This window comes from Corynebacterium sp. KPL4072 (assembly GCF_037908395.1).
Lineage (GTDB): Bacteria > Actinomycetota > Actinomycetes > Mycobacteriales > Mycobacteriaceae > Corynebacterium > Corynebacterium kefirresidentii.
Map to the genome: position 1 here is coordinate 180,883 of NZ_JBBMGE010000001.1, position 23,458 is coordinate 204,340.

The following is a 23,458-nucleotide window of genomic DNA, read 5'->3' on the forward strand; positions in this document are numbered from 1 at the left end:
GACAGCACAGTCTATTTTGATGGAGGAAACCTGATGGTTTGTAAGATTCGCACTACCCATGTCGGCTCGCTGCCGCGCACCCCGGAGCTCCTGGAGGCCAACCTGAAGCGCGGGGAGCTGCCGGCCGCGGAGTTCCAGGGGATTTTGGAGGCTGCGGTGGCGGACGTCGTCAAGCGGCAGCTTGATCTGGGCCTCGATATCATTAACGAGGGCGAATACGGCCATATCACCTCGGGCGCTGTGGACTATGGCGCATGGTGGAATTACTCATTTAGCCGCCTGGGCGGGCTGACGATGACGGATACCGACCGCTGGGAATCGGCTGAGGTAGTGCGCTCGAAACCGGGGGAGCCGCGGCTGACGTCGTTTATTGACCGCCGCGACCGCGCGCTGTTCTCCGAGGCCTACAACGACCCGGATTCTGGCATCTTCACCGGCCGAGCCAAGGTGGCAAACCCAGAATTTACCGGCCCGGTAACCTACATCGGACAAGATGAGGTCGCCGCCGATGTCCGCCTGCTTGCCGACGCCCTACCTTCCGGCACCCCAGGCTTCATCGCCGCCCTTTCCCCCGGTTCGGCTGCGCGCCTTAACAATCGTTACTACGACGATGAGCACCAGCTGCTTGCCGACGTCGGCCGTGCCATGCGCACTGAATACCAAGCCATCACCGATGCCGGGCTCACTGTGCAATTCGATGCACCCGACCTGGCCGAGGCCTGGGACCAAATCAACCCGGAGCCAACCGTAGAGGACTTCCGTGGCTTCATTCGTGAGCGCATCGATGTCCTTAATGATTCCATCGCCGGCCTGCCCAAGGAACAAACGCGCCTGCACATCTGCTGGGGCTCCTGGCACGGCCCGCACGTAACCGACGTCCCATTTGCAGATATCATCGAGGAAATTTTGCGGGCCGAGGTCGGCGGATTCTCTTTCGAAGCCGCGTCACCGCGTCACGCGCACGAATGGCGCGTGTGGCAGGACCACGCGCTGCCGGAAGGCACCGTGATTTACCCAGGCGTGGTTTCGCACTCCACCAACGCGGTAGAGCATCCGCGCCTCGTGGCAGATCGCATCATCCAATTCGCCGAGGTAGTAGGCCCTGAAAATGTTATCGCGTCGACCGATTGCGGTTTGGGCGGTCGCCTGCACCCCCAGATTGCGTGGGCGAAGCTGCAATCTTTGGTAGAAGGCGCTGACATCGCTACCCGCGAACTGTTCTAAAACGCCGAAAGCCGCTCCGAAACTCCGGAGCGGCTTAATCTGTGGCGTTTAGAAGCGCACGCCCAGCTGCTTGAGGGCGTTCTTCATCGGCTCCAGCACAGCCGGGTTTACCGTGGCAACCATGTTGAAGGCCTGTAGCAGCGCAGCCACGAGGCTGGCTGCCACGGTCACCCAGCTCGTGACCTCGAGGAACTTTTCGGGGGTGGAAGAGCCCCAAATAGGCAGACGCTCAAGTGCCTCGATCTGGTGCTGCTCCGCCTCCTTGGCGACGCAGTCCGGCTCCTTGGGCATTCCGGAAGAACCGTAGCCATTGGCAAGGCCCTGCATAAGCTCCTGCGGGGTGCGAGCGGAAGATCCGAGCTCGCCGCTCTTGATCTTTTTGAGGTGCTCTTCCTTGTCCTTGTCGACCTCGGCCTGGCACTCAGCCGAAAGTTGCTTTGGCTGCTCTTCTGTGGCAGAAGCGGTAGCTGGTGCGACGAGGCCTGCTGCCACGGCGGTGGCGGCCAGGCCAACGGGGCGCGCGGACACAGAGTTAATCTCCCTGTTACCACCGGCGGAGATGGCGCCGATCTTGTGCGGGTGGGAGGGATCGGAACCATCTAAGATATCGACCTCGCCGGAGCGCGCATTGACGGTGAGGATGCGCTGGGACGCGGCGTGATAAGCGACGATTTCGGCGGCCGATTTGCCCGGCACACCCGATTCATGAGAACCGATGGGGTTAAGCTGCAGCGCAGCGGTGGGCGCGGAATGCTCCAGCACGTTATCCACGACGTGGGCATGCGCGGCAGGGGAGCAGGCGAGGACGAGCGAGGAGGTAACGCAGAGAGAGATGCGTTTGAGCATAGATTTCCTTTCTTGTGGTTATGTCCACTATTGCCTACGTAGGTAACGGTGCAACTAAAGGCCAGTGAATTTCCAGTGAATGGGTAGACTGTCAAGACATGACTGATTCGACCATCCATGCATCCGATATCCAGCAGGCGCAGGCACGGATTAGCTCGGAAATCGCCCCGACTCCGCTGCAGTATTGCGCCCGGCTTTCGGCCGAGACGGGCTGCGAGGTCTACCTCAAGCGGGAGGATCTGCAGGACGTGCGCTCCTATAAGATTCGTGGCGCGTTAAACGGGATGTCGAATCTGCCGCAAGAGCAGCGGCACCGGGGAATTGTTACGGCCTCGGCCGGCAATCATGCGCAGGGCGTGGCTTATGCCTGCCGCACAATGGGAATCGCCGGCAAGATTTTTGTGCCAGAGCCCACGCCAATGCAAAAGCGCGACCGCATCCTGGTTCACGGCGGCGACCAAGTAGAACTGGTGGTAGTTGGTTCCAACTTCGATGAGGCAGCCGCAGCCGCGCATGCCGACGCCGCCGAGCGCGACGCCGCCTTCATCGAGCCCTTCGACGCCCGCGATACCATCACCGGGCAGGGCACCGTAGCCGCAGAGGTTCTCGCGCAGCTTTCGGCCAAGGGCAAGTCGCCCGATGCCGTTGTCGTTCCCGTAGGAGGCGGTGGCCTGATTTCTGGCATCACCTCCTATCTGGCGGATATGGCACCGGATACTCGGGTGGTGGGCATGGAGCCGGAAGGGGCGGCGTCGCTAAGAGCGGCATTTGACCACGGGGGCCCAGTCACGCTGGATGCGGTCGACCCCTTCGTTGATGGCGCGGCCGTAAAGCGCTTGGGCGCGCTGCCCTATGAGATTTTGGACGCCAATCGCGAGCGCCTGAGCTTTGACACCGTGTCCGAAGGCGCGGTGTGCACGGACTTGCTCAACCTGTATCAAAATGAGGGCATCATTGCCGAGCCGGCCGGTGCATTGTCGGTGGCGGGCCTGCATCAGCTGGACCTGAAACCGGGCTCGACGGTGGTATGCGTGATTTCAGGCGGCAATAATGACGTGCTGCGCTATGCAGAAATCATGGAGCGCTCCCTAGTTCACCGGGGCCTCAAGCACTACTTCCTGGTGAACTTCCCGCAGGAGCCCGGGCAGCTGCGCCACTTTTTGCACGAGATTTTGGGTCCGACCGATGACATCACACTCTTTGAGTATCTCAAGCGCAATAACCGGGAAACTGGTGCTGCGTTGGTAGGCTTGCAGCTTAGCCGCGCCGAGGACCTCGACGGCTTGCTGCAACGCATGGGTGAATCCAAGATTTCGGTGCAGTACCTCAAGCCCGGCACCCCCGAGTATGAATTCCTCGTAGCCTAATGCAAAATTCTTATCGTCGCCCCGTAGGCCAGGTTGAACACGACATTGAAATCAAGCGTTCCCGATTTATTACTTTGATCGGTCGCGTCACCAATGAGGAAGAGGCCCGCGCGTTTATCGACGCCGCCCGCACCCGCTTTCCCGACGCCCGTCACCATTGCTCCGCCTACGTCTATCACGTCGACGGCGCAAACCCGGTGGAGCGCTCCTCCGATGATGGCGAGCCCTCCGGCACTGCCGGAAAACCCATGCTGGATGTGGTCAAAGGCTCCGGCATGCTCGATGTCTGCGCAGTGGTAGTGCGCTACTTTGGTGGCATCAAGTTAGGCGCCGGCGGCCTCGTGCATGCCTATGGTGGCGCGGTGAGTGAGGCCATGGAAAAGGTGCGTGCGGTAACCCGGGCGCGCCGGGAGCTTTATGCCGTGGAGTGCCCACATGCAACTGCCGGGCGGGTGGAGGCGGACCTGCGCGGGCGCGGCTATGAGATAACCGATACCGCCTACGCGGCCGCAGTAACCTTTACCGTGGCCGTGCGCCCAGGTGGGCTGGAAGAGCTGGAAGCAACGCTGGCAGCGATCTCGCAGGGCCAGCTCGCGGCGGCAGAAGCTGGCAGCGCGTGGGTTGAGGTAAGATCCTGAACATGAGTATGCAGCAGCGACCGAATAACCCCATTGCGCAGCGCAAGCAGCAGGTGCGCAAGCACTCCCGCAACGCCGTTGTGTGCGTGGTTGCCGGCCTCGGCGTGGGCGCAGTGCTGGGCGTGCTATCTGCGGCAAGTTTCTGGGCCTGGATGTTGGTGGGTGCCATCGTCGCCGTAGTCGGTGGCGGCTATAACTGGCTGAAGATCCAGAAAATCGTCAACGAGAACCACAACCAGTATTAGATGCCGGCACCGCAACCTAGCGGCCGCCCCGTCCGGATTGATGCCTGGGTGTGGGCCGTGCGCATGTTTAAGACCCGTTCGGCGGCCGCGACGGCCGTGCGCGCCGGGCATGTCAAGATAAATGGCGAGGCTGTCAAGCCCTCCCAGCAGGTGGTGCCGGGCGACCGTGTGCGCGTGTGGCGCAATCACCACGAGCATGACCTTGAGGTCTTAGCGACTGTGGCCAAGCGCGTGGGCGCACCCGTGGCGCGTACGTGCTACACGAACCATGCGCCGCCGCCTCCACCCAAGGAGTTTATGCCGTCGGTACCCGTGCGCCCACGCGGGGCGGGCCGACCGACGAAGAAGGAACGACGCGATATGGAGAAATTCCGCGGCGGTTTCCGATAATCAGCCGAAACTAGTGGGCAGCGCGCAAGGCCTTCAGGCGCGCAGTAAGCCGACGCTTGCGGCCCGGGCGGTCGCCGGATTCGGCGGTGGCCTCGATATGCTGCTTGCCAAATTTGTTGAGCAGCAAGTCGTCGATAAGCCGCACCTGGCCGGGACGAAAGCGGTAGCGCATGGCGTCGTGGACGTGGGCAATGGCAGTATCGTCAAGCAGCTGCTCGAGCTGGCTCAAGTGGCGCACGCCGTTTTGCTCCAATAACTCCGCCAAGAATCGGTAGTGCTCCGAGCGCGAGAGCGGGAAACGGTTGCCCAGGATAATGGCCAGCACGCCCGGTAGGGTCTCGGCGGTAAGCTCGACGTCCCGATCGGTTTCCGTACCTGGGGCCTTGAGTGCAGCAATCTCGTCGAATTGCTGGTCCGCAAGCTCGATAAGCCCCGCGGCCAAGGTAAAGAGGCGGTCCACTTCAGGTGAGGGTGGGTTGGGCCCTTGCTTGTAGCGGATATCGTGTTCAAACTCCGCCCATGCGTGCTGCAGAACGGTGCGAATCTGCACCTCAAAGGTCCAACCTACGTAGTTCGCGAGCTCTTCCATTGCGGCAGCGCTATCTTCGGTCACGGTGAGCACGAGGTGGTGGGAGCCGTAGCCAAAGCCGCCGGAAATGCGGGTCTCGGCTGCTTTATCAACGGAACGCTCGACTTTAAACGATTCACCAAAAACGCTCAGCGCTTCTGGAATCGCGGTGGAGTGAAACAGCGTGACCCGCACCCCCATCACATCGTGGATCTCCTGCCACGGCTGGGGGTAGACAAAATCGCCGTTCTCGCGGCGCTTTTTGGCCTTTGCCTTAAGCGAGGGCCAAGTCTTGACGCGGGTAGAAACGCGGTCGAAGATGATGCCGGCGTCGTTGAGGAGATCCTCGATGGCGGTGCGGAAGTCCCCCGCAGCGGTGGGGTGGTTGCGCGCCCAGTCGTGGTACTGGTTGCTTAGCCGCGACATCCTACTTTCCGGCATGGTGCTCCTTTCATAACTCCCGCGGGAATCCGTTAGACCATACTAGCGGGCGCGGGTGGAGCACGGTGCGATGGTAGGGCACGCGCGCGACGGCATCGGCAGCCAGCTGGCAGGCATAGGTGTCCGGCAGGCGGGCAAAAACGAAGAGGGTGGCGGAGTCTGGGACAAGGTAGGTCAGCGAGTGCGAACGCAGGAGGCGGCGCATGTGCTTGTCCAGCACAGTAAATGTTTCTGGGTGAGCGATCCAGGAGGAAATCGGTGCGCCGTGGGAGCGAACCTGTAGGCCCCCGAGGTGGGAGGCGGAAGGGAGCTCGCAGGCAGCCGGACGAGTCCAGAAACGCAGTCCCTGCGAATCGAGGGCGGCGCGTTGCAGGTTATGTGAGGCGTGGTTCCACGCCCGGCGCGTGGAAATGTCCATGTCTGCCAAGCCGCGGTGGCTTAGTCGGCGAAAGCTACGCTTGCCTGGAAAGACAAGCGCCATGGACAGGCTGGGGGAGAGCTGGATGGTGGCAAGGGAATCGCAAAAGCCGTCGTCGGAAAGCCGCTGTTCTTTCAGCCAGGAACGGGCAAAGAGGGCAGGCAGCAGGTTTGCGGTGGTAGGACGCGGCGAACGCAGGGCGACGGTCACGACGGGGCTCTCCAGTGGGGTAGGGTGCAGTCGCCTTTATTGGACTGGAGAAACCGCCGTTTGGTTCCCGGGAAAATTAAAAGGGCGGCTCGGCGTCGAGTTGGAGTTCGGCAAAGAGCTTATCGGCCGGCCAGATGTCGATTTTTTGGCCCTTGGCCTGCAGTTCCTCCGCACGCTTTTCCTTGGAGGTTTTCTTGGCCCATTCGCCCACGATAAGCAGCGTGGTCTTTTTGGTGACGTTTTTGGCTACCTGGCCGCCGCGCTCGGCGATGCCCTGCCACAGCACCCCCTTGTCATAGGGCTCGAAATCACCGGTGAGGGTGACATGCTTGCCATAAAGTGCGCCTTCCGGATCAGCGTCTGGATTGGGCTCGGGGATAGTATCCGGCGTGGCGACAGACTGCCAGGGGGCGGGGCCACCGGACTTCTTTTTTGCCGAGCCGGCCGCACGGGTTTGGTCGCGGAAGTCGGTGCCTGCGCCGAGGTCGGCGCCGGAGGTCGGGGCCGTGTGGGCGCGCAGGACGGGAAGGACGGCCGTGGACTCGAGGCGGCCAAGGGTGAACTCGCGGGCGGTGAATAGATCGCGGATGCTGCCGGTGTGTCCGAAGCGCTCTGCCAAGCGGGCGATGATTTCGCCGGCTGCGCGGGCATCTTCGGTGGCGTCGTGGTGGCTAAAATCCGGAGCGGAAAGGTGGGCTGCGACGGTGGGCAGCTTGTGATTGCGCACCGAAATTACCTTGGCTTTAGAGGCGTCGCGGGCTAGCGCGAGGGAGCATGCCAGCGGCACCGTGGGTGCCTCGGCGCCGGCGGCAAGCAGGCCGGAGCGCAGTGCGGTGGAATCGAATTGGGCGTTGTGCGCGACAAGTACGTCGCCGCCGAGGAAGTCGAAGAGCTCCTTGGCGACGTCGGCAAAAGCTGGCGCCCCTTCCACATCGCTCGCGGTTATGCCGTGGATGGAGACGTTGATATCCGCAAAGTGCTCTAGGCCCGGCGGAGGGGTGCACAGCCAGGAACGGGAGTCGGTCTCTTGGCCATCGCGGAAGCGAACCGCGCCGATTTGGCAGATAGAGCCCCAGTTATCATTGGCCGTTTCTACATCCACGGCGGTGAAATCGAGCCCCGGGATGGTGGCGGTGGCGGAGGGGGCCTCGCCGCGCTGGGCGGCGGCGATGGCGCGGGCGACGGCCTGCGGGTCTTGGTGCGGGGCGAAAGCGATGGAACCGGCGGCGCCAAGGTCGAGGGCGCCAAAGCCGGTGGCGGTCGGTTCATTCACGCGCACAGTGTCGATGGAATCGAGCGGGATATCCTGCGTGGCGGGGGCGCCAAGGCTGGTGGCCAGCAGCGTGCGGTGGAGCACGAGTTTATCCGCTGTGACATCGATGAGTACGCCGTGCGCGGGAAATGACACGAGGGGCCTTTCTCTAGGAGTCAAAAACGGGCGGCTCAACCTGACGCAAGATCAGCGTTGAACGCGGTTGCACCGTGATCGTACCCTCTGCCTCAATGAGGGTTTCCTCCGCGGGGTAGCCGCCGGAATCGGCGGTATCGACCATCAGCCGCCAGGTGGCGCCGAGATCCTTGGTAGGCAGGGTGAACTCGATTTCGCCGTCGTGGGAGTTGAATATCATGATGAAGGAATCATCGGTGATACGTTCGCCGCGGGAGGTGGTCTCCGTGATGGCATTGCCATTGAGGTAGACCATAAGAGCGCGGCCGAAATCGTGGTCCCAGTCGTCTTGGGTCATCAGGCGACCAGAGGGGACCAGCCAGGCGATATCGCGTTCTTTTACATCCGCGCCTAGCGGGCCACCGGCCAAGAAGCGTTTGCGGCGGAATACGGGGTGGTGGTTGCGAATGGCCAGCACGCGCTTGGTAAATCCCAGCATGGCGGCGGACTTTTCTTCTTTCAGCATGGACCAGTCCATCCATGCCAGCTCGTTGTCCTGGCAGTAGACGTTATTATTTCCGTCTTGGGTGCGGCCGAACTCATCGCCGTGCGAGAGCATCGGAGTGCCTTGGGAGAGTAGGAGAGTGGTCAGGAAGTTGCGCACCTGGCGGCGGCGCAGCTTGCGAATTTCTTCGTTATCGGTGGGGCCTTCTTCACCGCAGTTCCAGGAGCGGTTGAAGGACTCGCCGTCGCGGTTGTCCTCGCCATTGGCCTCGTTGTGCTTGTCGTTATAGGACACGAGGTCGCGCAGAGTAAAGCCATCGTGGGCGGTGATGAAGTTGATAGAAGCGGTGGGGCGGCGGTCATTATCGGCATAAAGATCCGAAGAGCCGGTCAGTCGGGAGGCGAATTCACCCAGGGTAGCGGGCTCACCGCGCCAGAAATCGCGGACGGTATCGCGGTACTTGCCGTTCCATTCGCTCCAAATAGGTGGGAAGTTGCCTACCTGGTAGCCATCGTGGCCAATGTCCCAGGGCTCGGCGATGAGCTTGACCTGGCTGACAATGGGGTCTTGTTGGACAAGGTCGAAGAAGGTAGCGAGCTTATCGACGTCGTCAAGCTCCCGCGCCAAAGTCGCCGCCAGGTCGAAGCGGAAGCCGTCGACTCGCATCTCGGTGACCCAGTAGCGCAGGGAATCCATAATCAGTTGCAGCGAGTGCGGGTTGCGGACATTGAGGGAATTGCCGGTGCCGGTGTAGTCCATGTAGTGGGCTTCATCGCCTTCGACGAGGCGATAGTAAGCGCCATTGTCAATGCCGCGGAAGGCAATGGTGGGCCCCATGTGGTTGCCTTCGGCGGTGTGGTTATAAACCACGTCGAGGATTACCTCGATGCCTGCCTCGTGGAAGGCACGGACCATGGTCTTGAATTCGGAGACCACCTCGCCTGGCTTTTTGGCATAGGCGTAGTCATGGTGCGGGGCGAAAAAGCCGAAGGTGTTATAGCCCCAGTAGTTGCGCAGGCCCAAGTTGCGCAGCCGATCGTCTTGCAAGAATTGGTGGACGGGCATGAGCTCGACGGTGGTGACGCCGAGCTCCTTGAAGTAGTCAATGATGGCGGGGTGCGCCATGCCGGCGTAGGTACCGCGCAGTTCTTCCGGCACGTCTGGGTGGGTCATAGTCATGCCCTTGACGTGGGTTTCGTAAATGACCTTCTCGTTGTCTGGAATGTGCGGGCGATGGTCGCTGCGCCAGTCAAAGAAAGGGTTGATGACCACGGAGAGCATGGTGTGGCCCAGCGAATCTTCTTCGTTGCGGCCGGTGCCAGGTTCTTCGGCGTGGATGTCATAGGAATATAGGGAGGCATCGCCGTCGAATTCGCCGTCGAAGGCGCGGGCATATGGATCTACGAGGAGCTTGGAAGGATCGCAGCGCAGGCCGTTTTCAGGTTCATAGGGGCCATAAACGCGGTAGCCATAGCGCTGGCCAGGGGTGACATTGGGGAGGTAGACATGCCACACATGGGCGGTGACCTCTGACATTTCTATGCGCTCTTCACTGCCTTCTTTGTCGATGAGGCAGAGCTCGACCTTGTCTGCAACCTCAGAAAATAGGGCAAAATTGGTGCCGGATCCGTCAAAGGTGGATCCCAGTGGGGTAGGTTTGCCAGGCCAGATTTGGCGGCCGTAGCGCTCGGTGGGCGTGGGGACTGCGTCCATGGCGGGAGTGTTCATGCTCACGAGCATAACCACTTTTTAGTCTCCAGTGCCGTGCGTAAGCCCAGCGTGAATAATGCGAATGCCGCGATGGAGGTCGTCGCGATAATTAGAGCCAGGAGCCTCGCCGGTGGTTTCTGCAAGCTGGCGTTGGGACTGTTCCATCAAGGTGGCACCGAGTACGAGGTGAATGGCCGATAGGGCGGCGGCGCGGTGGGTACTGTCGGCTTCATAGGCACCACGCGCTGCGGCAGAGCAAAAGACGGATAAGAGGTAGTCCCAGGCGGGGGCCTGAGGCAGGGAGAGACCGGCAATGACTACCTCAGCGCCGTCGCGGTGGGCAAGTAGCGCATCGCGCAGGCTGAGGCTGAGCTCCTCGAGCGACTCCCCAGAAACGGGGGAGATAATGTACTCAGCCAAAGCCGCAATGAGCGCCTGTTTATTGGCAATGTGCCAGTAAAGCGCACCGGGGGCAACGCCGAGGGAGGATGCAACGCGGCGCATGGTGACGTCGCCCAGCCCATAGGTATCAAGCAAGGAAATAGCGGCGTCGATAATACTCTCGCGATTGATATGCACCTTGGTGATTGTACGGACTAGGACTAGCGGGGCGGTAGCTCACAGGTTCCTTTAATGGAGTATCAATGTCATTTCCATCGTGGTGTTGTTAGTATTGCGAAGACAAAAAGAAGCTGCCTTAAGGCGCTTCACATTCGCAAGATTGATTCAGGAGTTTTCCCTTGTCCTTTTTGACCCCTGCTAAGAAGTCCCTTATCGCAGTAGCGCTGGTTGCCCCCTTGGCGCTGGCTGCATGTGGTTCGGATGACAACAACGACGATTCTAAGAAGGCTGCCGCCACCACTGCCTCCAAGTCTTCTGAGGATAAGTCTGCAGACAAGTCCCAGGACAAAGACGCCGATAAGGACAAGGACAAAAACAAGGATAAGGATAAAGACAAGGACGGCGAAAACAAGGACGGCGCTGCTGGTGCAGAGGGCCAAGACGGCGAGGGCGCCCCTGGCGAGGGCCCAGATCAGATGGCCAACCCGCTAAATAATGGCGAGGATCCTTTCGCTGGGGCGAAGGACATCAAGCCGATTGAAGGTGGCCAGGACGCAAATGATGCTGACAAGCAGGCCATCGAGCAGCTGGTCCGCGGTCAGCACGAAATCGATAACGTGAAGGAATACTTCAACTACATGCCGCAGCACGCCTGCCAAGCCGTGCGTGAAGGCCAGGCCAAGGAGTTTGGCCAGTACCAGCAGTACGTCGATAGCCTGCCGAACCAGTCCTTCGCTGAGTACGCCAACACCATGCGCCAGCAGGGCGGAGGCAACGGTGAGGTAGAGAAGTTCGCTAGCCAGCTGGAGTCCATCCCGCAGTCGACCAAGCTGCAGTCTGTTAACGACATTGTGGTCAACGGTGACGATGCTTCTGCAACCGTGAGCGTGTCCAACTCTGAGGGCAATGAGACCTCTACGGTTCGCTTCCGTCGCGAGAATGGCAACTGGACCTTCTGCAACTAAATTGTCTCTTTCCCAGCGCCGCTTACCCCGCACCCTAGGTTTTGGTGCGGGGTTACTCGCGTGTGCGCTCTTGGTCTTTGGCGTGGCAGGTGCGCTGTGGGGGCTTTTCCGTCCGACACTTGCCGGCCATGAGGTAGACGATGGCGGTTATGCCATCGAAGCGATGGGCAGCGCCCAGTTCATCGCCTTCATTACCTTTGCCCTCATAACTGGCCTACTCGGACTGCTTTTGGGCTTGGGTGCATATCTGCGACGGCAAGGGCGGGGCTTGTCGATGCTCTTGTGGGTCGGCGTGTGCGCCTTGGCAGGCGCGGCCTCGTTTTACGTATTTGGCGGGGTCACCGCCACGCATCCGCCCGAAAACCCAGGAGAGTTCGTAGAATTTGCACCGAAATTCTCCCCGGCCATCTCTTGGGCGGTGGCGCCATTCATGGCGATGTTTTCCTACTGGTCCACGGCTTTTGTGAGTTCCGATGATGATTGGTAAGCCGCGCGCCTAGGGCCATTCCACGGGGGAGGCGCCGGTAACTTCCTGCGCGATGTCATCGATTCCGTGCAGGATGTGTTTAAGGCCGCGGCCGATAGCGCTAAAGAGTTGGGGCCGCGTTAGGCCGGCGGCGGCAATGGTGGTGGCATCCATCCGCACCTGCAGGCCTTCGGCGGTGTGGTGGCAATATGCAACGGCGCCGTGATGGGCGCGATTCCAGTCATTGCAAATAAGGAACAGGCGGGTAAATTCCGCTTCCTCCAAGCTAGGGTCCCAATGTCCCTTGATGATAAGGCTGGGGCCGTTGTCTAAAGCGAAGGAAAAGAGAACATCATTGACCCACGCGTAGATAGCCGTGGCGCCGTCGCTTTGGAAGCGTTGGATTCCGATAAGCGGCAGGATTTCGGCCAGGCTATCGAGGGTGAAGGGCTCTAAGGGGGCGTCGGCAAGCGGGTCTAGCTCCGGTGAGGCTTCGCGCACGAGGCCTGGACGGGATTGGGCAAGCAAGTCCATGAGGACCTCGGCATTGCGCAGCGCCGGTAAGACAAACGTCGCGAGCTGTTCCCGGCTCGGGGAGATATCCGCAGGTAGATAACTATGACCGGATACGCTCACGCACTCAGGCTGGTCAAAATCAACCACTACCGCCGGTGAGAGGCAATCGTGGTTCCACTCGTTGGCCACACGCGCTAGTTCGGATATTTCGCTGAGATTTACGCCGCCGCGGGGGCTGGTGTGTAGGTGGAGTACCGGTTCTTCTAGCTGGTCTATAAAGATGAAGGTAGATCCGCCGGCTGAGTGGGGTACTAAAAGTTCGCCTGAGGGTAGCGCCCAGCAGGACAAGCCATGTTCGCGGGCGATGGCGCGGACATGCGCAAGCAGAAGGGAAGGATCACTCTCGCTCATCACTGCCACCACCTTAAAGCTGTGTTGAGTCCGAGTCTATCGTCCAAACCCGCCCCCTCGCTGGCATTTGGACATTAGGATATTGGTTTAATAATAGAAATCCGATAAGAATAATGGGAGCCGGAAATGCTTCGAACCATCGATTTGCGCGGCACAGAGCTGCGCCCTGCCCAGCTGCGGCGAGTCCTGCCACGCGGCGGCACCGACGTCGCCGCTGTAGTGGACAAAGTGGCGCCAATGGTTCATCGCGTCCGTCAAGAAGGCGCCGCGGCGGCACTGGACTACAGCGAACTTTTTGATGGCGTGCGCCCGCGCCACCTGCGGGTACCGCAAGCGGAATTGGACAAGGCCGTCGCTGGCTTAGACCCGCAGGTGCGCCGAGCAATTGAGGCCTCGATTGAGCGCGTCCGCAAGGTCCACCTCGAACAAAAGCCGACCGCACATACCACCGAACTGGCTCGGGGCGCCACGGTGACAGAGGTCTTTCGCCCCATCGAGCGCGTCGGTTTGTACGTGCCGGGAGGCAAGGCCGTCTATCCCTCGTCTGTGATCATGAACGCGGTGCCGGCGCAGGCGGCCGGCGCAGAAAGCTTAGTGGTGGCCTCGCCCCCGCAAAAGGAGTTCGGCGGTCTACCGCACCCCACGGTGCTAGCTGTGTGCCAGATGCTTGGCGTGGATGAGGTGTGGGCTATAGGCGGTGGCCAGGCCATTGCGCTGATGGCCTACGGCGATGATGATGCCGAGCTTGCACCAGTAGACATGATTACGGGGCCGGGAAATATTTTCGTTACCGCAGCCAAGCGCTTGGTGCGCGGGGTAGTGGGGACAGATGCAGAAGCAGGTCCGACCGAAATTGCCATCATCGCCGATGACACCGCAAACCCCGTGTATGTGGCTTATGACCTTATCTCCCAGGCCGAGCATGATCCGATGGCAGCGAGTGTGCTTATTACGGAATCAGAAAGCCTCGCTCAGCGGGTGAACGCGGAGGTGGAGGCGCGCTACGGCGCTACCGCTCATGCGGAGCGGGCGGCCGCGGCCTTAGGCGGCGAGCAATCCGGCATTGTGGTGGTCGATTCCCTGGACGCAGCGATTGCGGTGGCTAATGCCTATGCCGCCGAGCACCTGGAGATCCACACCGCAGAACCCGGCACGGTAGCTGAGCGGATTAAGCACGCTGGTGCCATCTTTGTGGGGGACTTCGCCCCTGTGCCACTCGGGGACTACGCTGCCGGTTCCAATCACGTGCTGCCCACCTCCGGCACGGCGCGCTTTTCGGCTGGCCTGTCTACCCACACCTTTATGCGGCCGGTCAACCTCATTAATTATGACCGAGCTGCGCTGGAAGAAATTGCCCCGCAGGTCATCGCCTTTGCTAAGGCCGAGGGGCTGCCTGCCCACGGCGAAGCAATCCGCGCCCGATTCGAGGAGAACTAAATGACGCAATTGACAGATCTTCCCCTGCGCGAGGAATTGCGCGGCAAGTCCGCCTATGGTGCGCCGCAACTCACTGTGGCCTACCAACTCAATACCAATGAAAATCCCTATCCGCCCTCTCCAGCGCTCGTTGCTGATTTGGTGGCGGAGACTCAGCGCCTTGCCTCCACGCTCAATCGCTATCCGGAACGCGATGCCGTAGAGCTGCGTAAAGCCTTGGCCCATTACGTTTCCGAACAGACCGGGGTGGGGGTTAGTTATGAGCAGGTATGGGCGGCGAACGGATCGAATGAGATTTTGCAGCAGCTTCTACAGGCCTTTGGTGGTCCAGGCCGCAGCGTGCTCGGCTTTACGCCGTCTTATTCCATGCACCCCATCCTTGCGGACGGAACCTACACGCAGTTTGTGGAGTGCCCGCGGGACGAGGATTTCCGCATAGACATGGACCGGGCTCTGGCGGCCGTGGCGCGGCACCAGCCGGATATCATCTTTGTGACAACGCCGAATAACCCCACCGGCGGGGTGACTAGTCTGGACGATATTGCCGCGCTTGCCGACGCCGCGCCGGGAATCCTCATCGTCGATGAAGCCTACGGCGAATTCTCCTCTTCGCCCTCCGCAGTGACGCTGCTGGATAAATACCCCACAAAGTTGGTGGTCTCGCGCACCATGTCCAAGGCCTTCGACTTCGCCGGTGGCCGCCTTGGCTATTTTGTGGCAGATCCGGCCTTTGTAGAAGCCGTCATGTTAGTGCGACTTCCGTATCACCTGTCTGTGCTCTCCCAAGCTGCGGCGACAGTGGCGTTGCGCCATAGCGCGGATACGCTCGCCACCGTGGAAAAGATCGCCAGCGAGCGCGAGCGCGTGGCAGCTCGCTTGCGGGAACTGGGCTATACGGTCCTGCCTAGTGAATCCAATTTCCTCTTCTTCGGCCGCTTTGCTGACCAGCAGCGCGTATGGCAGCAGTTCTTGGATAAAGAAGTACTCATCCGGGATGTCGGGATTGCCGGGCACCTGCGCATGACCGTGGGCCTGCCGGAAGAAAACTCGGCCTTTTTGGCAGTAGCTGAGGACCTTGCGGATACAGTAGTAGCGGATAATCCGGCCGGAGGAGAAAGGAGCGAACCATGAGCAACCGTGTAGGACGCGCCCAGCGGTCTACCTCTGAATCGCAGATTTCCGTGGTCATCGACCTAGACGGCACGGGACGCAGCGATATTTCCACCGGCCTGCCCTTTTTCGATCATATGCTGACCTCGTTTGCCACCCACGGCAGCTTTGATCTCACCGTGCAGGCAGCGGGTGATACCGAGATCGATGCCCACCACACCGTGGAAGATACCGCCATCGTGCTCGGTACCGCACTGCGGGAAGCAGTGGGGGATAAGGCCGGCATTCGTCGTTTCGGCTCCCAGCTACTGCCCATGGATGAAACGTTGGTTGAAGCGGTGGTGGATTTTTCTGGCCGCGCTTATTTCGTGATGAACGGCGAGCCAGAGCACCTGCAGTGGCACATAATTGGTGGCCACTACGCCACGGTGATTAACCGCCACTTTTTTGAAACGCTTGCTGCCCACGCTGCGATAACGCTGCACCTCAACGTGCGCTATGGGCGCGATCCGCACCACCTTACGGAGGCGGAGTTTAAAGCCGTGGCGCGTGCGCTGCGCGCTGCCGTGGAACCCGACCCCCGTCGGACTGGAATTCCTTCGACGAAGGGAGCACTCTAAAAAGCATGCATGTTATGATCTTGGTTCTTTTCCTCGTGGCAGGCATGTTAGTAGGCGGTGCATGGACTGCCTACCAACAGGGGTCGAAGGCAATGACAGTAGTAGCCTCCCTTTTGGCCGCAATTACCGTGGTAGCAGCAATTTCGTGGATGGTAGGAGCGTTTGGTAAGTGAGCAAAACCCAAGAGACTAATATTTGGAAGATCCCGGGCTATACCGCCACTATGATGGCCATTGCCGCTGCTTTCGGCGCTTGGTCCATCCTCCTTCCGGTGGTGCCGCTCGCTGTCATTGATTCCGGCGGCTCAGCTACTTTGGCGGGCTCATCCACCGGCATCTTCATGGCCTTTACCGTGCTTACGCAGATCATTTCCCCGTGGCTTTTGCGCCGTTGGGGCTATCGCCGCGTGATGGCACTTTCCGCCTTTACCTTGGGCGTCCCTGCCTTCGGACATCTTTTGGGAACAGATGCTTGGGTTGTCCTACTCTTTTCCGCTTTGCGCGGGGTGGGCTTTGGCGCGCTGACCGTTTCCGAGTCTGCGCTTATTGCCGAGTTGGCACCTGTTCGCCTTTTGGGCAAGGCCACCGGCATGATCGGTGTGTTTACGGGACTAGGCCAAATGGTCTTTTTGCCCTTGGGCTTGGTCATGGCGGAAAAGCTGGGTTATGCCTCGACGTATATCACTGCCGGCATCATTGGCTTCGTGGGCTTTGGTTTGTGCTTGCGCATTCCCAAGATAAAGGTCACGCTGGCTTCTGATACCGAAGACGAGCCCAACCTAATCCGCGTTCCCACGTGGAAGCTGGTGGCAGTGCCTGCACTAGCGTTAACGACTTTCTCCATGAGCTACGGCGCCGTGTCGTCCTTCCTGCCGCCGGCGGTGCAGGAACTAGATGCAGAGCGTGGCGCCAGCCTTGCCGGCATCATGCTGTCCATCGTGGGTGGCGCGGCCATGATTTTCCGCTACTTCGCCGGCATGGTGGCAGACCGCGTGGGCACTCCCGGCCGGTTGTATATCCCCAGCCAGATCATGGCCATTGTGGGTGTGCTCGCCATCGCCGTCCCGCTCTACCTCGACGGCTCCGTGTGGTGGCTTGTGCTGGGTGCCTTCCTATTCGGCGGGGCCTTTGGCATTGCCCAAAATGAAGCCCTGTTGTCGATGTTTGACCGTCTACCGCGCGAGCGTGTCTCGGAGGCTTCGGCCATTTGGAATATCTTCTATGATGGCGGCACCGGCTTGGGCTCGACCCTTTTGGGTGCGTTGGTTGCCGGCTACGGCTACGCGGGGGCGTTTGGCGCCGGTGTGGCTATCCTCGGCGTTGGCGTACTAATGACGCTGGCAGATTTTATCCTTGGGCGCACCCGCGTGAGTGAAACCAACGATATCCGAACGCGTCTGCGTCGCATGCGTAAGGTATAGCCCATGGCAAAGACGGTCGCATTATTGGATTACGGCGCGGGCAATGTGCGCTCGGCACAGCGCGCGCTGGAGCGAGTAGGCGCGGAAGTTGCCGTGACTGCGGATCCCAAAGCAGCGGTGGACGCAGACGGTCTGCTTGTCCCCGGCGTTGGCGCTTTTGACGCATGTATGCGCGGGCTAAACGAGGTTCAGGGGCCAAGGGTCATCGGCCAGCGCCTGGCAGGGGAGCGGCCAGTGCTGGGTATTTGCGTAGGTATGCAGGTGCTTTTCGACGTCGGGGTGGAGCACAACATCAATTCCACCGGCTGCGGCGAGTGGCCCGGCACCGTTGAAAAACTTCACTCTACAGTCCTGCCGCATATGGGGTGGAATACCGTTGCGGTTCCCGTCGGCAGCGATATGTTTGCAGGCTTGTCCGAAGACGAGCGGTTCTATTTTGTGCATTCCTATGGCGTCCGCCGCTGGGAGTTGGAAATGGAAATCACCCGTCCACCCTTGGTCAGCTGGGCCGAGCACGCGGGTGATAGGTTTGTCGCGGCGGTGGAAAATGGCGCTTTGTGGGCGACCCAATTCCACCCGGAAAAATCCGGGGACGCTGGCGCACAGCTTTTGGAAAACTGGATGCGCACGCTCTAGGTAGGATGATGACTATGACTTTTACGCTCTTGCCCGCAGTTGATGTCTCTCAAGGTCAAGCGGTGCGCTTGGACAAAGGCGAAGCAGGCACCGAAACCTCCTACGGTGCGCCGCGCGATGCCGCATTGAAGTGGCAGTCCCACGGCGCGCAATGGCTGCATTTTGTGGACTTGGATGCGGCATTCGGCCGCGGTTCCAACCACGAGCAGATGGCGAATATCACCGCAGAGCTGGGCATAAACGTGGAACTTAGTGGCGGCATCCGAGACGATGCCGCAGTAGAGCAAGCACTGGCTACCGGCGCGCAGCGCATTAATATTGGCACCGCTGCTCTTGAACAGCCGGAATGGATAGAAGATATCCTTGCGCGCTATGGCGATAAGGTTGCCGTGGATCTCGCCGTGCGCGAGGAAGGCGGCGAGTGGCGCACTGCGGGCAATGGTTGGGTTTCCGATGGCGGCGACCTGTGGGAGGTGCTCGAGCGCCTCGATGCTGCCGGATGCCAGCGCTTTGTGGTGACAGACGTATCTAAAGACGGCACGCTAAGCGGACCGAATATCGAGCTGCTGCGCGAGGTCGCCATGGCTACGGAAGCTAAAATCACCGCCTCCGGTGGTATCTCTAGCGTGGAAGACCTGCGCGAGCTTGCTCTCTATGAAAATGAGGGCATTGATTCCGCCATTATTGGAAAAGCCCTCTACGAGGGGAAATTCAGCCTCGAAGAAGCTCTCACAGCAGTGGCCGAGGTAGAGCCGCTGCCGGCGGAAGAAACCATTGACCCGTTCGACCCTGAGGACAACTAAGCCATGATGGAACCCCGCGAGTTGGTGGCCTTCGCGGAGGCGGCCGTAGACCAAGTAGAACCCATTTTTCGTTCCGGCCTCGGTGCGCAGCCCGCCCGCTTTAAAGGGCAGGGAGATTTTGCCACCGAGGTAGATCTCGTCATCGAGCAACAGCTGCGGGATATTTTGACTCAAATGACCGGCATCCCAGTGTACGGAGAAGAATCCGGCGGCAGCGTGCTAGATACCGTCTGGGTAGTAGATCCGATTGATGGCACCGCAAATTACTCCGCTGGAAACCCTTTAGCCGGCATCTTGGTGGCGCTCATCCATAAGGGCGCACCTGTTGTAGCGGTGTCTGATTTCCCATTATTGGGGCGACGTTTGGTCACTTGCGATGGCTCTCCTCTGCGCTCAGTAGGCGGGCCTGCTACTGGCTTCGGCGGTGGGGAGGACGCGATGGGCTTCGATGAAGCGCGCGGACACGTGGGCTGCTCTTCTCATCTGCCCACTGAGATCTTCCACGAGCTGCGCGAAACCGGCCTGCGCCCGCGGATGACCGGTTCAGTGGGGCTGGATAATGCCTTTGTTGCGCAGGGCGTATTTGATGGCGCGATTAACTTCTCCCCACACCCGTGGGATAACGCCGCTGGTGCACTGCAAATTCAAACCGCCGGCGGAGTAGTGACTGATCCGGAAGGAAATCCGTGGACTGCGCAGTCGCGTGGCTTGGTCGCAGGTACCCCGCAGGTCCATGCCACTATCGTGGACATCCTGTCCCGTCATAGCGGTTCCTTTCACCGCTAAGACTTCATTCTCACAAAGGAGGCGGCCGATATGGCTGTAGCCGTACGTGTTATCCCCTGCCTAGACGTGGACCAAGGCCGGGTGGTCAAGGGCGTTAACTTTGAAAACCTGCGCGATGCCGGTGACCCGGTGGAGTTGGCCGCGCGTTATGACTCCTTAGGCGCTGACGAACTTACATTTTTGGATGTATCTGCCTCAAAGCAAGGGCGTTCAACCATGCTAGAGGTTGTACGCCGCACTGCGGACCAGGTATTTATCCCACTAACAGTCGGCGGCGGGGTACGCAGCGTCGACGACGTCCGGGAGCTACTGCGCGCCGGTGCAGATAAGGTTTCCGTAAATACTGCAGCGATTAAGAATCCGGAAGTGCTGCGCGAAATGGCCGAGGTTTTCGGGACCCAATGCATCGTGCTGTCCGTTGATGCCCGCCGGTGCCGGGAGGAGTTTGCGCCCTCTGGTTACGAGGTCACCACGCATGGTGGCACGAAGTCGGCCGGAATAGACGCCATTGAGTGGGCTCGCCGTGGCGAGGAACTCGGAGTAGGGGAGATTCTCCTCAACTCGATGGATGGCGATGGCACCAAGCAAGGATTTGATGTGGACCTGCTGTATGCCGTGCGCGAGGCAGTGACTATTCCCATCATCGCTTCTGGCGGTGCGGGCAGCGCCGCGGATTTCCCACCGGCCGTTGCGGCCGGTGCCGATGCCGTTTTGGCCGCAAGCATTTTCCATTTTGGTGAGGTAGAAATTTGCGACGTAAAGGACACCCTAGATGCCGCAGGTTACGAGGTGCGCCGATGAGTAACCCGGCCGACTATGAACTAGATGGGGGCATCGCCAAGCAGCTCAAGCGCAATGACCAAGGCTTGGTGCCGGCCATTGCCCAGGCTGAGTCCGGTGAGGTGCTGATGATGGCATGGATGGATGACCATGCTTTGGCGCATACCCTTGCCACGCGCAAGGCCACGTATTTTTCGCGCTCGCGCAATGAGTACTGGGTCAAGGGTGAGACTTCTGGCCACACCCAAGAGGTGCTGGGCGTTCGCCTTGACTGTGATGGAGATACTATCCTGCTGACCGTGCGGCAGCGTGGCGGCGCCTGCCATACCGGTGACCGCACGTGCTTTGACGCCACAGATCTCCTAGGAGGACAATCGTGAAGGCTAAACGCCTTGGACCGCTACTTATCGCTGTAGGAGCCATCGTATTGTGGCTGTCTTCCCGTGCCACGTGGGTGGTTGCTGCCAGCGAAGATGATAAGACCGGCTCCGCCGCCAATGACATCATAGGTTCGGCATGGTCGCTAGAGATTATGGCCTTGACTCTAGTATTGGTTGCCGGCGCCGTCGCAGGGTTGGCTCTGCGCCGCATCGGTAGGCGCGTAGTGGGCATTATTTGTGCCCTCGCAGCAGCGGCCAGTGCATGGACCCCGGTTAGCTTGCTGACGGCGGGCGCGGATGTTGAGCGCGCGCAGAAGATCCTGCAAGGTGCCTCGGCTAATAAGAATGCAGTAGATTCCGCGCAAATTTCTCAATGGGCCACAGTGGTTTCCACCGAGGTGCATGCCTGGGGGCCGATTCTGGCCCTGGTAGGAGCGGCAATGGCTCTTTTTGGTGCGGTTATGCTAGCTCGCAACCCAGGCGAGGATAAAGTGAAGGCATCTAGCAAATACGAGACGCCGGCAGCGCGGCAAGCGAAATTGGAGGAGGATTTGGAAACCTCCTCTGATTCTGGCCGCGTGATGTGGGACGCGCTTGATAGTGATATCGATCCCACTGATATGGATAAAAAATAGCCCCGTAGTCTGTGCAATTTCCGCAACTGCACGGGAGCGGGTTAACCTAAGTGTGATTTCAATCGCCCGTGGAGGGAGGTGCTGATGCCTACGCCCATTGCCGTTGACCACCTAGTAGCAGGAGTCTTAGAGGACGTCGCTGCGCGGGAGTCCCGTGTGTCGTTTCAGGAAGTAAAGGCACGCTCGCGTGACATGGAATCTCCCCGGGATGTGCGCGCAGCTCTCTTGCGCCCCGGCTGCTCCGTTATCACGGAACTCAAGCGTGCCGTTCCCTACGGCGGCGAGATTGCACATGTTGGTTCTGCGGAGCACATGGCGCAATGGGCCCGCACCTTTGAAGACTGCGGCGTACACCTTATGGCGTGCCAGACTGATTTCCGCCGCTTCCACGGTTCTTTGGAGGACATGGCGGCTGCCCGCGCAGCGATTGATGTGCCCATGATGTCACGAGATCTCATCGTAGATCCCTACCAAATTCATGAGGCCCGCTGTTATGGGGCCGATGCTATTCCACTGCAAGTAGAGCTGCTGGAGCAGGCTCGCTTGGAGGCACTATTAGACCGCGTGGAATCTCTCGGTATGACCGCCATCGTCGAGGTACGCAACTGCGCCGAGGTCGACCGCGCAATTAAGGCTGGAAGTAGCGTTATCTCCATCAATGCGTGGTCTTTAGCCTCGGACGCGATTAACCGTGAGGCGTTCAACGATATTGCCCCGGGCCTGCCCGAATCCATCCTGCGCATTGCAGTAGGTGGGGTAAACAACGCGCGCAACCTTTTTCACTATGCTTCCCGGGGCGCCGATGCGGTGCTCGTCGGCGAATCAGTCATGGCGGCCCAAGACCCTACAGCGTTGGCTCGGTCGCTGGTTGCCGCCGGCCAGCACCCAGCGTGCCCCGCGCGCAAATTAGAGTAATACCCCGACTAGCTGGCGGGGTGGGGGATAAGGCACACTGGCTACGTGCACACAGAAATTCTTGCAAATATTCCGTCTCCGCCGCAGGGCGTGTGGCAGGTGGGGCCACTTCCCATCCGTGCCTACGCGCTGTGCATCATCGTGGGCATTATCGTCGGCCTGCGCATGACCTTGCGCCGTTATACCGCTCGCGGCGGCAACCCAGACACAGTATGGGATGCTGCCATCGTGGTTATCCCAGCCGGCATCATTGGCGGGCGGCTCTACCACGTGATTACCGATAATCAGAAGTACTTCTGCGATAGTTGCAGCCCCGCGGATGCGCTAAAGATTACCAATGGCGGCCTTGGCATCTGGGGCGCTGTTGCTCTCGGCGCGCTGGCCTTGTGGATACTTTTCAAAGTGAAGAAGGTGCCACTCGGCCCCTTCGCTGATGCCGTGGCCCCGGGCCTGGTCCTCGCGCAGGCGATTGGGCGGCTAGGCAACTGGTTTAACCAAGAACTCTACGGGCGCCCGACCGACGTTCCATGGGCTTTAGATATTTACTACCGAGTCAATGACAACGGCGGTTATGCGCCGGTTTCCGGGCACTCCACGGGTGAGGTTATGACTTCGGTGCATCCGACCTTTCTCTACGAGCTGGTGTGGAACGTCCTTGTATGTCTATTCCTCTTGTGGGCGCACAAGGCATGGAAGTTGGGGCACGGACGAGTCTTTGCCCTCTACGTCATGGGCTATACGTTGGGCCGGTTCTTTATCGAAGGAATGCGTTCCGATGAAGCTACCCATATCTTCGGGCTGCGCGTGAATATCATCGTCTCCCTGGTGATTTTCATCATCTCTGCGGTCGTCTTTTTCTTGCTTGATAGGCGCCGCCAAGGCCCAGAATCTCCCGCAGAGGTAGATCCTAAGTATTGGGCCGAGCGCCGCGATAGTAACGGGGGTGGCGATGGTAGCGCGGTACCTGAGGGGCAGCATCCGGACTCTGCAGCAACGTAGGTTCTACCCCAGTATTTCCGAATAGGTTTGATTGTGTGGGGTTTGGGGCATTTTTGAGTGTCCGTTCGG

The 23,458-nt window shown here is 60.0% G+C and carries 27 protein-coding genes; 20 read left to right on the top strand and 7 right to left on the bottom strand.

Annotation, left to right across the window (positions count from 1 at the left end):
* The first annotated feature begins 33 nt into the window (after window positions 1-33).
* Window positions 34-1,224, top strand: a complete 1,191-nt coding sequence (locus WMP97_RS00835; protein WP_200288885.1) for a cobalamin-independent methionine synthase II family protein — start codon at window positions 34-36, stop codon at window positions 1,222-1,224.
* Between the two features lie 48 nt (window positions 1,225-1,272).
* Here the strand turns inward: WMP97_RS00835 and WMP97_RS00840 are convergent, their stop codons facing one another.
* Window positions 1,273-2,070 carry a hypothetical protein gene (locus tag WMP97_RS00840; RefSeq protein WP_308767491.1) on the bottom strand — a complete coding sequence of 266 codons (798 nt, stop codon included), beginning with the start codon at window positions 2,068-2,070 and terminating at the stop codon, window positions 1,273-1,275.
* Window positions 2,071-2,168: 98 nt separating this feature from the next.
* Here WMP97_RS00840 and ilvA point away from each other — a divergent pair, with 98 nt between their 5' ends.
* The 4 genes from ilvA to WMP97_RS00860 are packed head-to-tail and all read left to right on the top strand — an operon-like array spanning window position 2,169 to window position 4,710.
* On the top strand, window positions 2,169-3,437 hold the full coding sequence (ilvA, locus tag WMP97_RS00845; protein ID WP_023021232.1) for a threonine ammonia-lyase IlvA: 1,269 nt from the start codon (window positions 2,169-2,171) through the stop codon (window positions 3,435-3,437).
* Window positions 3,437-4,075: a YigZ family protein gene (locus WMP97_RS00850; RefSeq protein WP_023021233.1), complete on the top strand. Its 639-nt coding sequence runs from the start codon at window positions 3,437-3,439 to the stop codon at window positions 4,073-4,075. Before ilvA ends, WMP97_RS00850 begins: the two co-directional genes overlap by 1 nt.
* A 2-nt stretch (window positions 4,076-4,077) precedes the next feature.
* Window positions 4,078-4,320, top strand: a complete 243-nt coding sequence (locus tag WMP97_RS00855) for a hypothetical protein (protein ID WP_023021234.1) — start codon at window positions 4,078-4,080, stop codon at window positions 4,318-4,320.
* Window positions 4,321-4,710: an RNA-binding S4 domain-containing protein gene (locus WMP97_RS00860; protein WP_340439632.1), complete on the top strand. Its 390-nt coding sequence runs from the start codon at window positions 4,321-4,323 to the stop codon at window positions 4,708-4,710.
* Window positions 4,711-4,720: 10 nt separating this feature from the next.
* Here WMP97_RS00860 and WMP97_RS00865 read toward each other — a convergent pair whose 3' ends face one another.
* From WMP97_RS00865 to WMP97_RS00885, 5 genes are all read right to left on the bottom strand, one after another.
* The gene (locus WMP97_RS00865; RefSeq protein ID WP_023027873.1) at window positions 4,721-5,719 is read right to left on the bottom strand and encodes a GTP pyrophosphokinase; all 999 of its coding nucleotides are present in this window, start codon (window positions 5,717-5,719) and stop codon (window positions 4,721-4,723) included.
* A 10-nt stretch (window positions 5,720-5,729) separates the two neighbouring features.
* The gene (locus WMP97_RS00870) at window positions 5,730-6,347 is read right to left on the bottom strand and encodes a hypothetical protein (protein WP_023021237.1); all 618 of its coding nucleotides are present in this window, start codon (window positions 6,345-6,347) and stop codon (window positions 5,730-5,732) included.
* Between the two features lie 76 nt (window positions 6,348-6,423).
* On the bottom strand, window positions 6,424-7,755 hold the full coding sequence (locus tag WMP97_RS00875; RefSeq protein ID WP_340439633.1) for an exonuclease domain-containing protein: 1,332 nt from the start codon (window positions 7,753-7,755) through the stop codon (window positions 6,424-6,426).
* Window positions 7,756-7,768: 13 nt separating this feature from the next.
* Window positions 7,769-9,967 (bottom strand): glycogen debranching protein GlgX, encoded by a 2,199-nt coding sequence (glgX, locus tag WMP97_RS00880; protein ID WP_232212598.1) that lies wholly within the window; start codon window positions 9,965-9,967, stop codon window positions 7,769-7,771.
* A 21-nt stretch (window positions 9,968-9,988) separates the two neighbouring features.
* On the bottom strand, window positions 9,989-10,528 hold the full coding sequence (locus WMP97_RS00885) for a TetR family transcriptional regulator (RefSeq protein ID WP_023021240.1): 540 nt from the start codon (window positions 10,526-10,528) through the stop codon (window positions 9,989-9,991).
* A gap of 161 nt (window positions 10,529-10,689) precedes the next feature.
* On the opposite strand from WMP97_RS00885, the gene WMP97_RS00890 reads away from it, so the two are divergent.
* Together WMP97_RS00890 and WMP97_RS00895 are read left to right on the top strand one after the other, a co-directional pair.
* Window positions 10,690-11,475, top strand: a complete 786-nt coding sequence (locus WMP97_RS00890) for a hypothetical protein (RefSeq protein WP_200288888.1) — start codon at window positions 10,690-10,692, stop codon at window positions 11,473-11,475.
* Window positions 11,450-11,962, top strand: coding sequence for a hypothetical protein (locus WMP97_RS00895; protein WP_239207541.1), 513 nt, complete (start codon window positions 11,450-11,452; stop codon window positions 11,960-11,962). Before WMP97_RS00890 ends, WMP97_RS00895 begins: the two co-directional genes overlap by 26 nt.
* Window positions 11,963-11,971: 9 nt before the next feature.
* On the opposite strand, the gene WMP97_RS00900 is transcribed toward WMP97_RS00895, so the two are convergent.
* Window positions 11,972-12,868, bottom strand: a complete 897-nt coding sequence (locus WMP97_RS00900; protein WP_239207542.1) for a YbjN domain-containing protein — start codon at window positions 12,866-12,868, stop codon at window positions 11,972-11,974.
* A gap of 126 nt (window positions 12,869-12,994) precedes the next feature.
* On the opposite strand from WMP97_RS00900, the gene hisD reads away from it, so the two are divergent.
* The 13 genes from hisD to lgt all read left to right on the top strand — a co-directional run bounded on the left by hisD (window position 12,995) and on the right by lgt (window position 23,389).
* Complete coding sequence (hisD, locus tag WMP97_RS00905; RefSeq protein ID WP_340439634.1) at window positions 12,995-14,305, top strand: histidinol dehydrogenase; 1,311 nt, start codon at window positions 12,995-12,997, stop codon at window positions 14,303-14,305.
* Entirely contained in the window at window positions 14,306-15,436 is a 1,131-nt protein-coding gene (locus WMP97_RS00910; RefSeq protein ID WP_200288891.1) for a histidinol-phosphate transaminase, read from the top strand.
* Window positions 15,433-16,035, top strand: a complete 603-nt coding sequence (gene hisB / locus WMP97_RS00915) for an imidazoleglycerol-phosphate dehydratase HisB (RefSeq protein WP_023021246.1) — start codon at window positions 15,433-15,435, stop codon at window positions 16,033-16,035. Before WMP97_RS00910 ends, hisB begins: the two co-directional genes overlap by 4 nt.
* A 14-nt stretch (window positions 16,036-16,049) precedes the next feature.
* Window positions 16,050-16,208 carry a hypothetical protein gene (locus WMP97_RS00920; RefSeq protein ID WP_198010475.1) on the top strand — a complete coding sequence of 53 codons (159 nt, stop codon included), beginning with the start codon at window positions 16,050-16,052 and terminating at the stop codon, window positions 16,206-16,208.
* On the top strand, window positions 16,205-17,455 hold the full coding sequence (locus WMP97_RS00925; protein WP_023021248.1) for an MFS transporter: 1,251 nt from the start codon (window positions 16,205-16,207) through the stop codon (window positions 17,453-17,455). The genes WMP97_RS00920 and WMP97_RS00925 overlap by 4 nt, the downstream gene beginning before the upstream one ends.
* 3 nt (window positions 17,456-17,458) lie before the next feature.
* Entirely contained in the window at window positions 17,459-18,091 is a 633-nt protein-coding gene (gene hisH, locus WMP97_RS00930) for an imidazole glycerol phosphate synthase subunit HisH (RefSeq protein WP_340439635.1), read from the top strand.
* Between the two features lie 14 nt (window positions 18,092-18,105).
* Window positions 18,106-18,894 carry a bifunctional 1-(5-phosphoribosyl)-5-((5-phosphoribosylamino)methylideneamino)imidazole-4-carboxamide isomerase/phosphoribosylanthranilate isomerase PriA gene (priA, locus tag WMP97_RS00935; RefSeq protein ID WP_023021250.1) on the top strand — a complete coding sequence of 263 codons (789 nt, stop codon included), beginning with the start codon at window positions 18,106-18,108 and terminating at the stop codon, window positions 18,892-18,894.
* 3 nt (window positions 18,895-18,897) lie between these two features.
* Window positions 18,898-19,680, top strand: a complete 783-nt coding sequence (locus WMP97_RS00940; protein WP_023021251.1) for an inositol monophosphatase family protein — start codon at window positions 18,898-18,900, stop codon at window positions 19,678-19,680.
* Between the two features lie 30 nt (window positions 19,681-19,710).
* On the top strand, window positions 19,711-20,481 hold the full coding sequence (hisF, locus tag WMP97_RS00945) for an imidazole glycerol phosphate synthase subunit HisF (protein ID WP_023021252.1): 771 nt from the start codon (window positions 19,711-19,713) through the stop codon (window positions 20,479-20,481).
* On the top strand, window positions 20,478-20,840 hold the full coding sequence (gene hisI / locus WMP97_RS00950; protein ID WP_023021253.1) for a phosphoribosyl-AMP cyclohydrolase: 363 nt from the start codon (window positions 20,478-20,480) through the stop codon (window positions 20,838-20,840). The genes hisF and hisI overlap by 4 nt, the downstream gene beginning before the upstream one ends.
* Window positions 20,837-21,475: a TIGR02234 family membrane protein gene (locus WMP97_RS00955; protein WP_023021254.1), complete on the top strand. Its 639-nt coding sequence runs from the start codon at window positions 20,837-20,839 to the stop codon at window positions 21,473-21,475. The genes hisI and WMP97_RS00955 overlap by 4 nt, the downstream gene beginning before the upstream one ends.
* Before the next feature lie 84 nt (window positions 21,476-21,559).
* On the top strand, window positions 21,560-22,390 hold the full coding sequence (locus tag WMP97_RS00960) for an indole-3-glycerol phosphate synthase TrpC (protein ID WP_023021255.1): 831 nt from the start codon (window positions 21,560-21,562) through the stop codon (window positions 22,388-22,390).
* Window positions 22,391-22,435: 45 nt separating this feature from the next.
* The gene (gene lgt, locus WMP97_RS00965) at window positions 22,436-23,389 is read left to right on the top strand and encodes a prolipoprotein diacylglyceryl transferase (protein WP_340439636.1); all 954 of its coding nucleotides are present in this window, start codon (window positions 22,436-22,438) and stop codon (window positions 23,387-23,389) included.
* Window positions 23,390-23,458 lie beyond the last annotated feature (69 nt).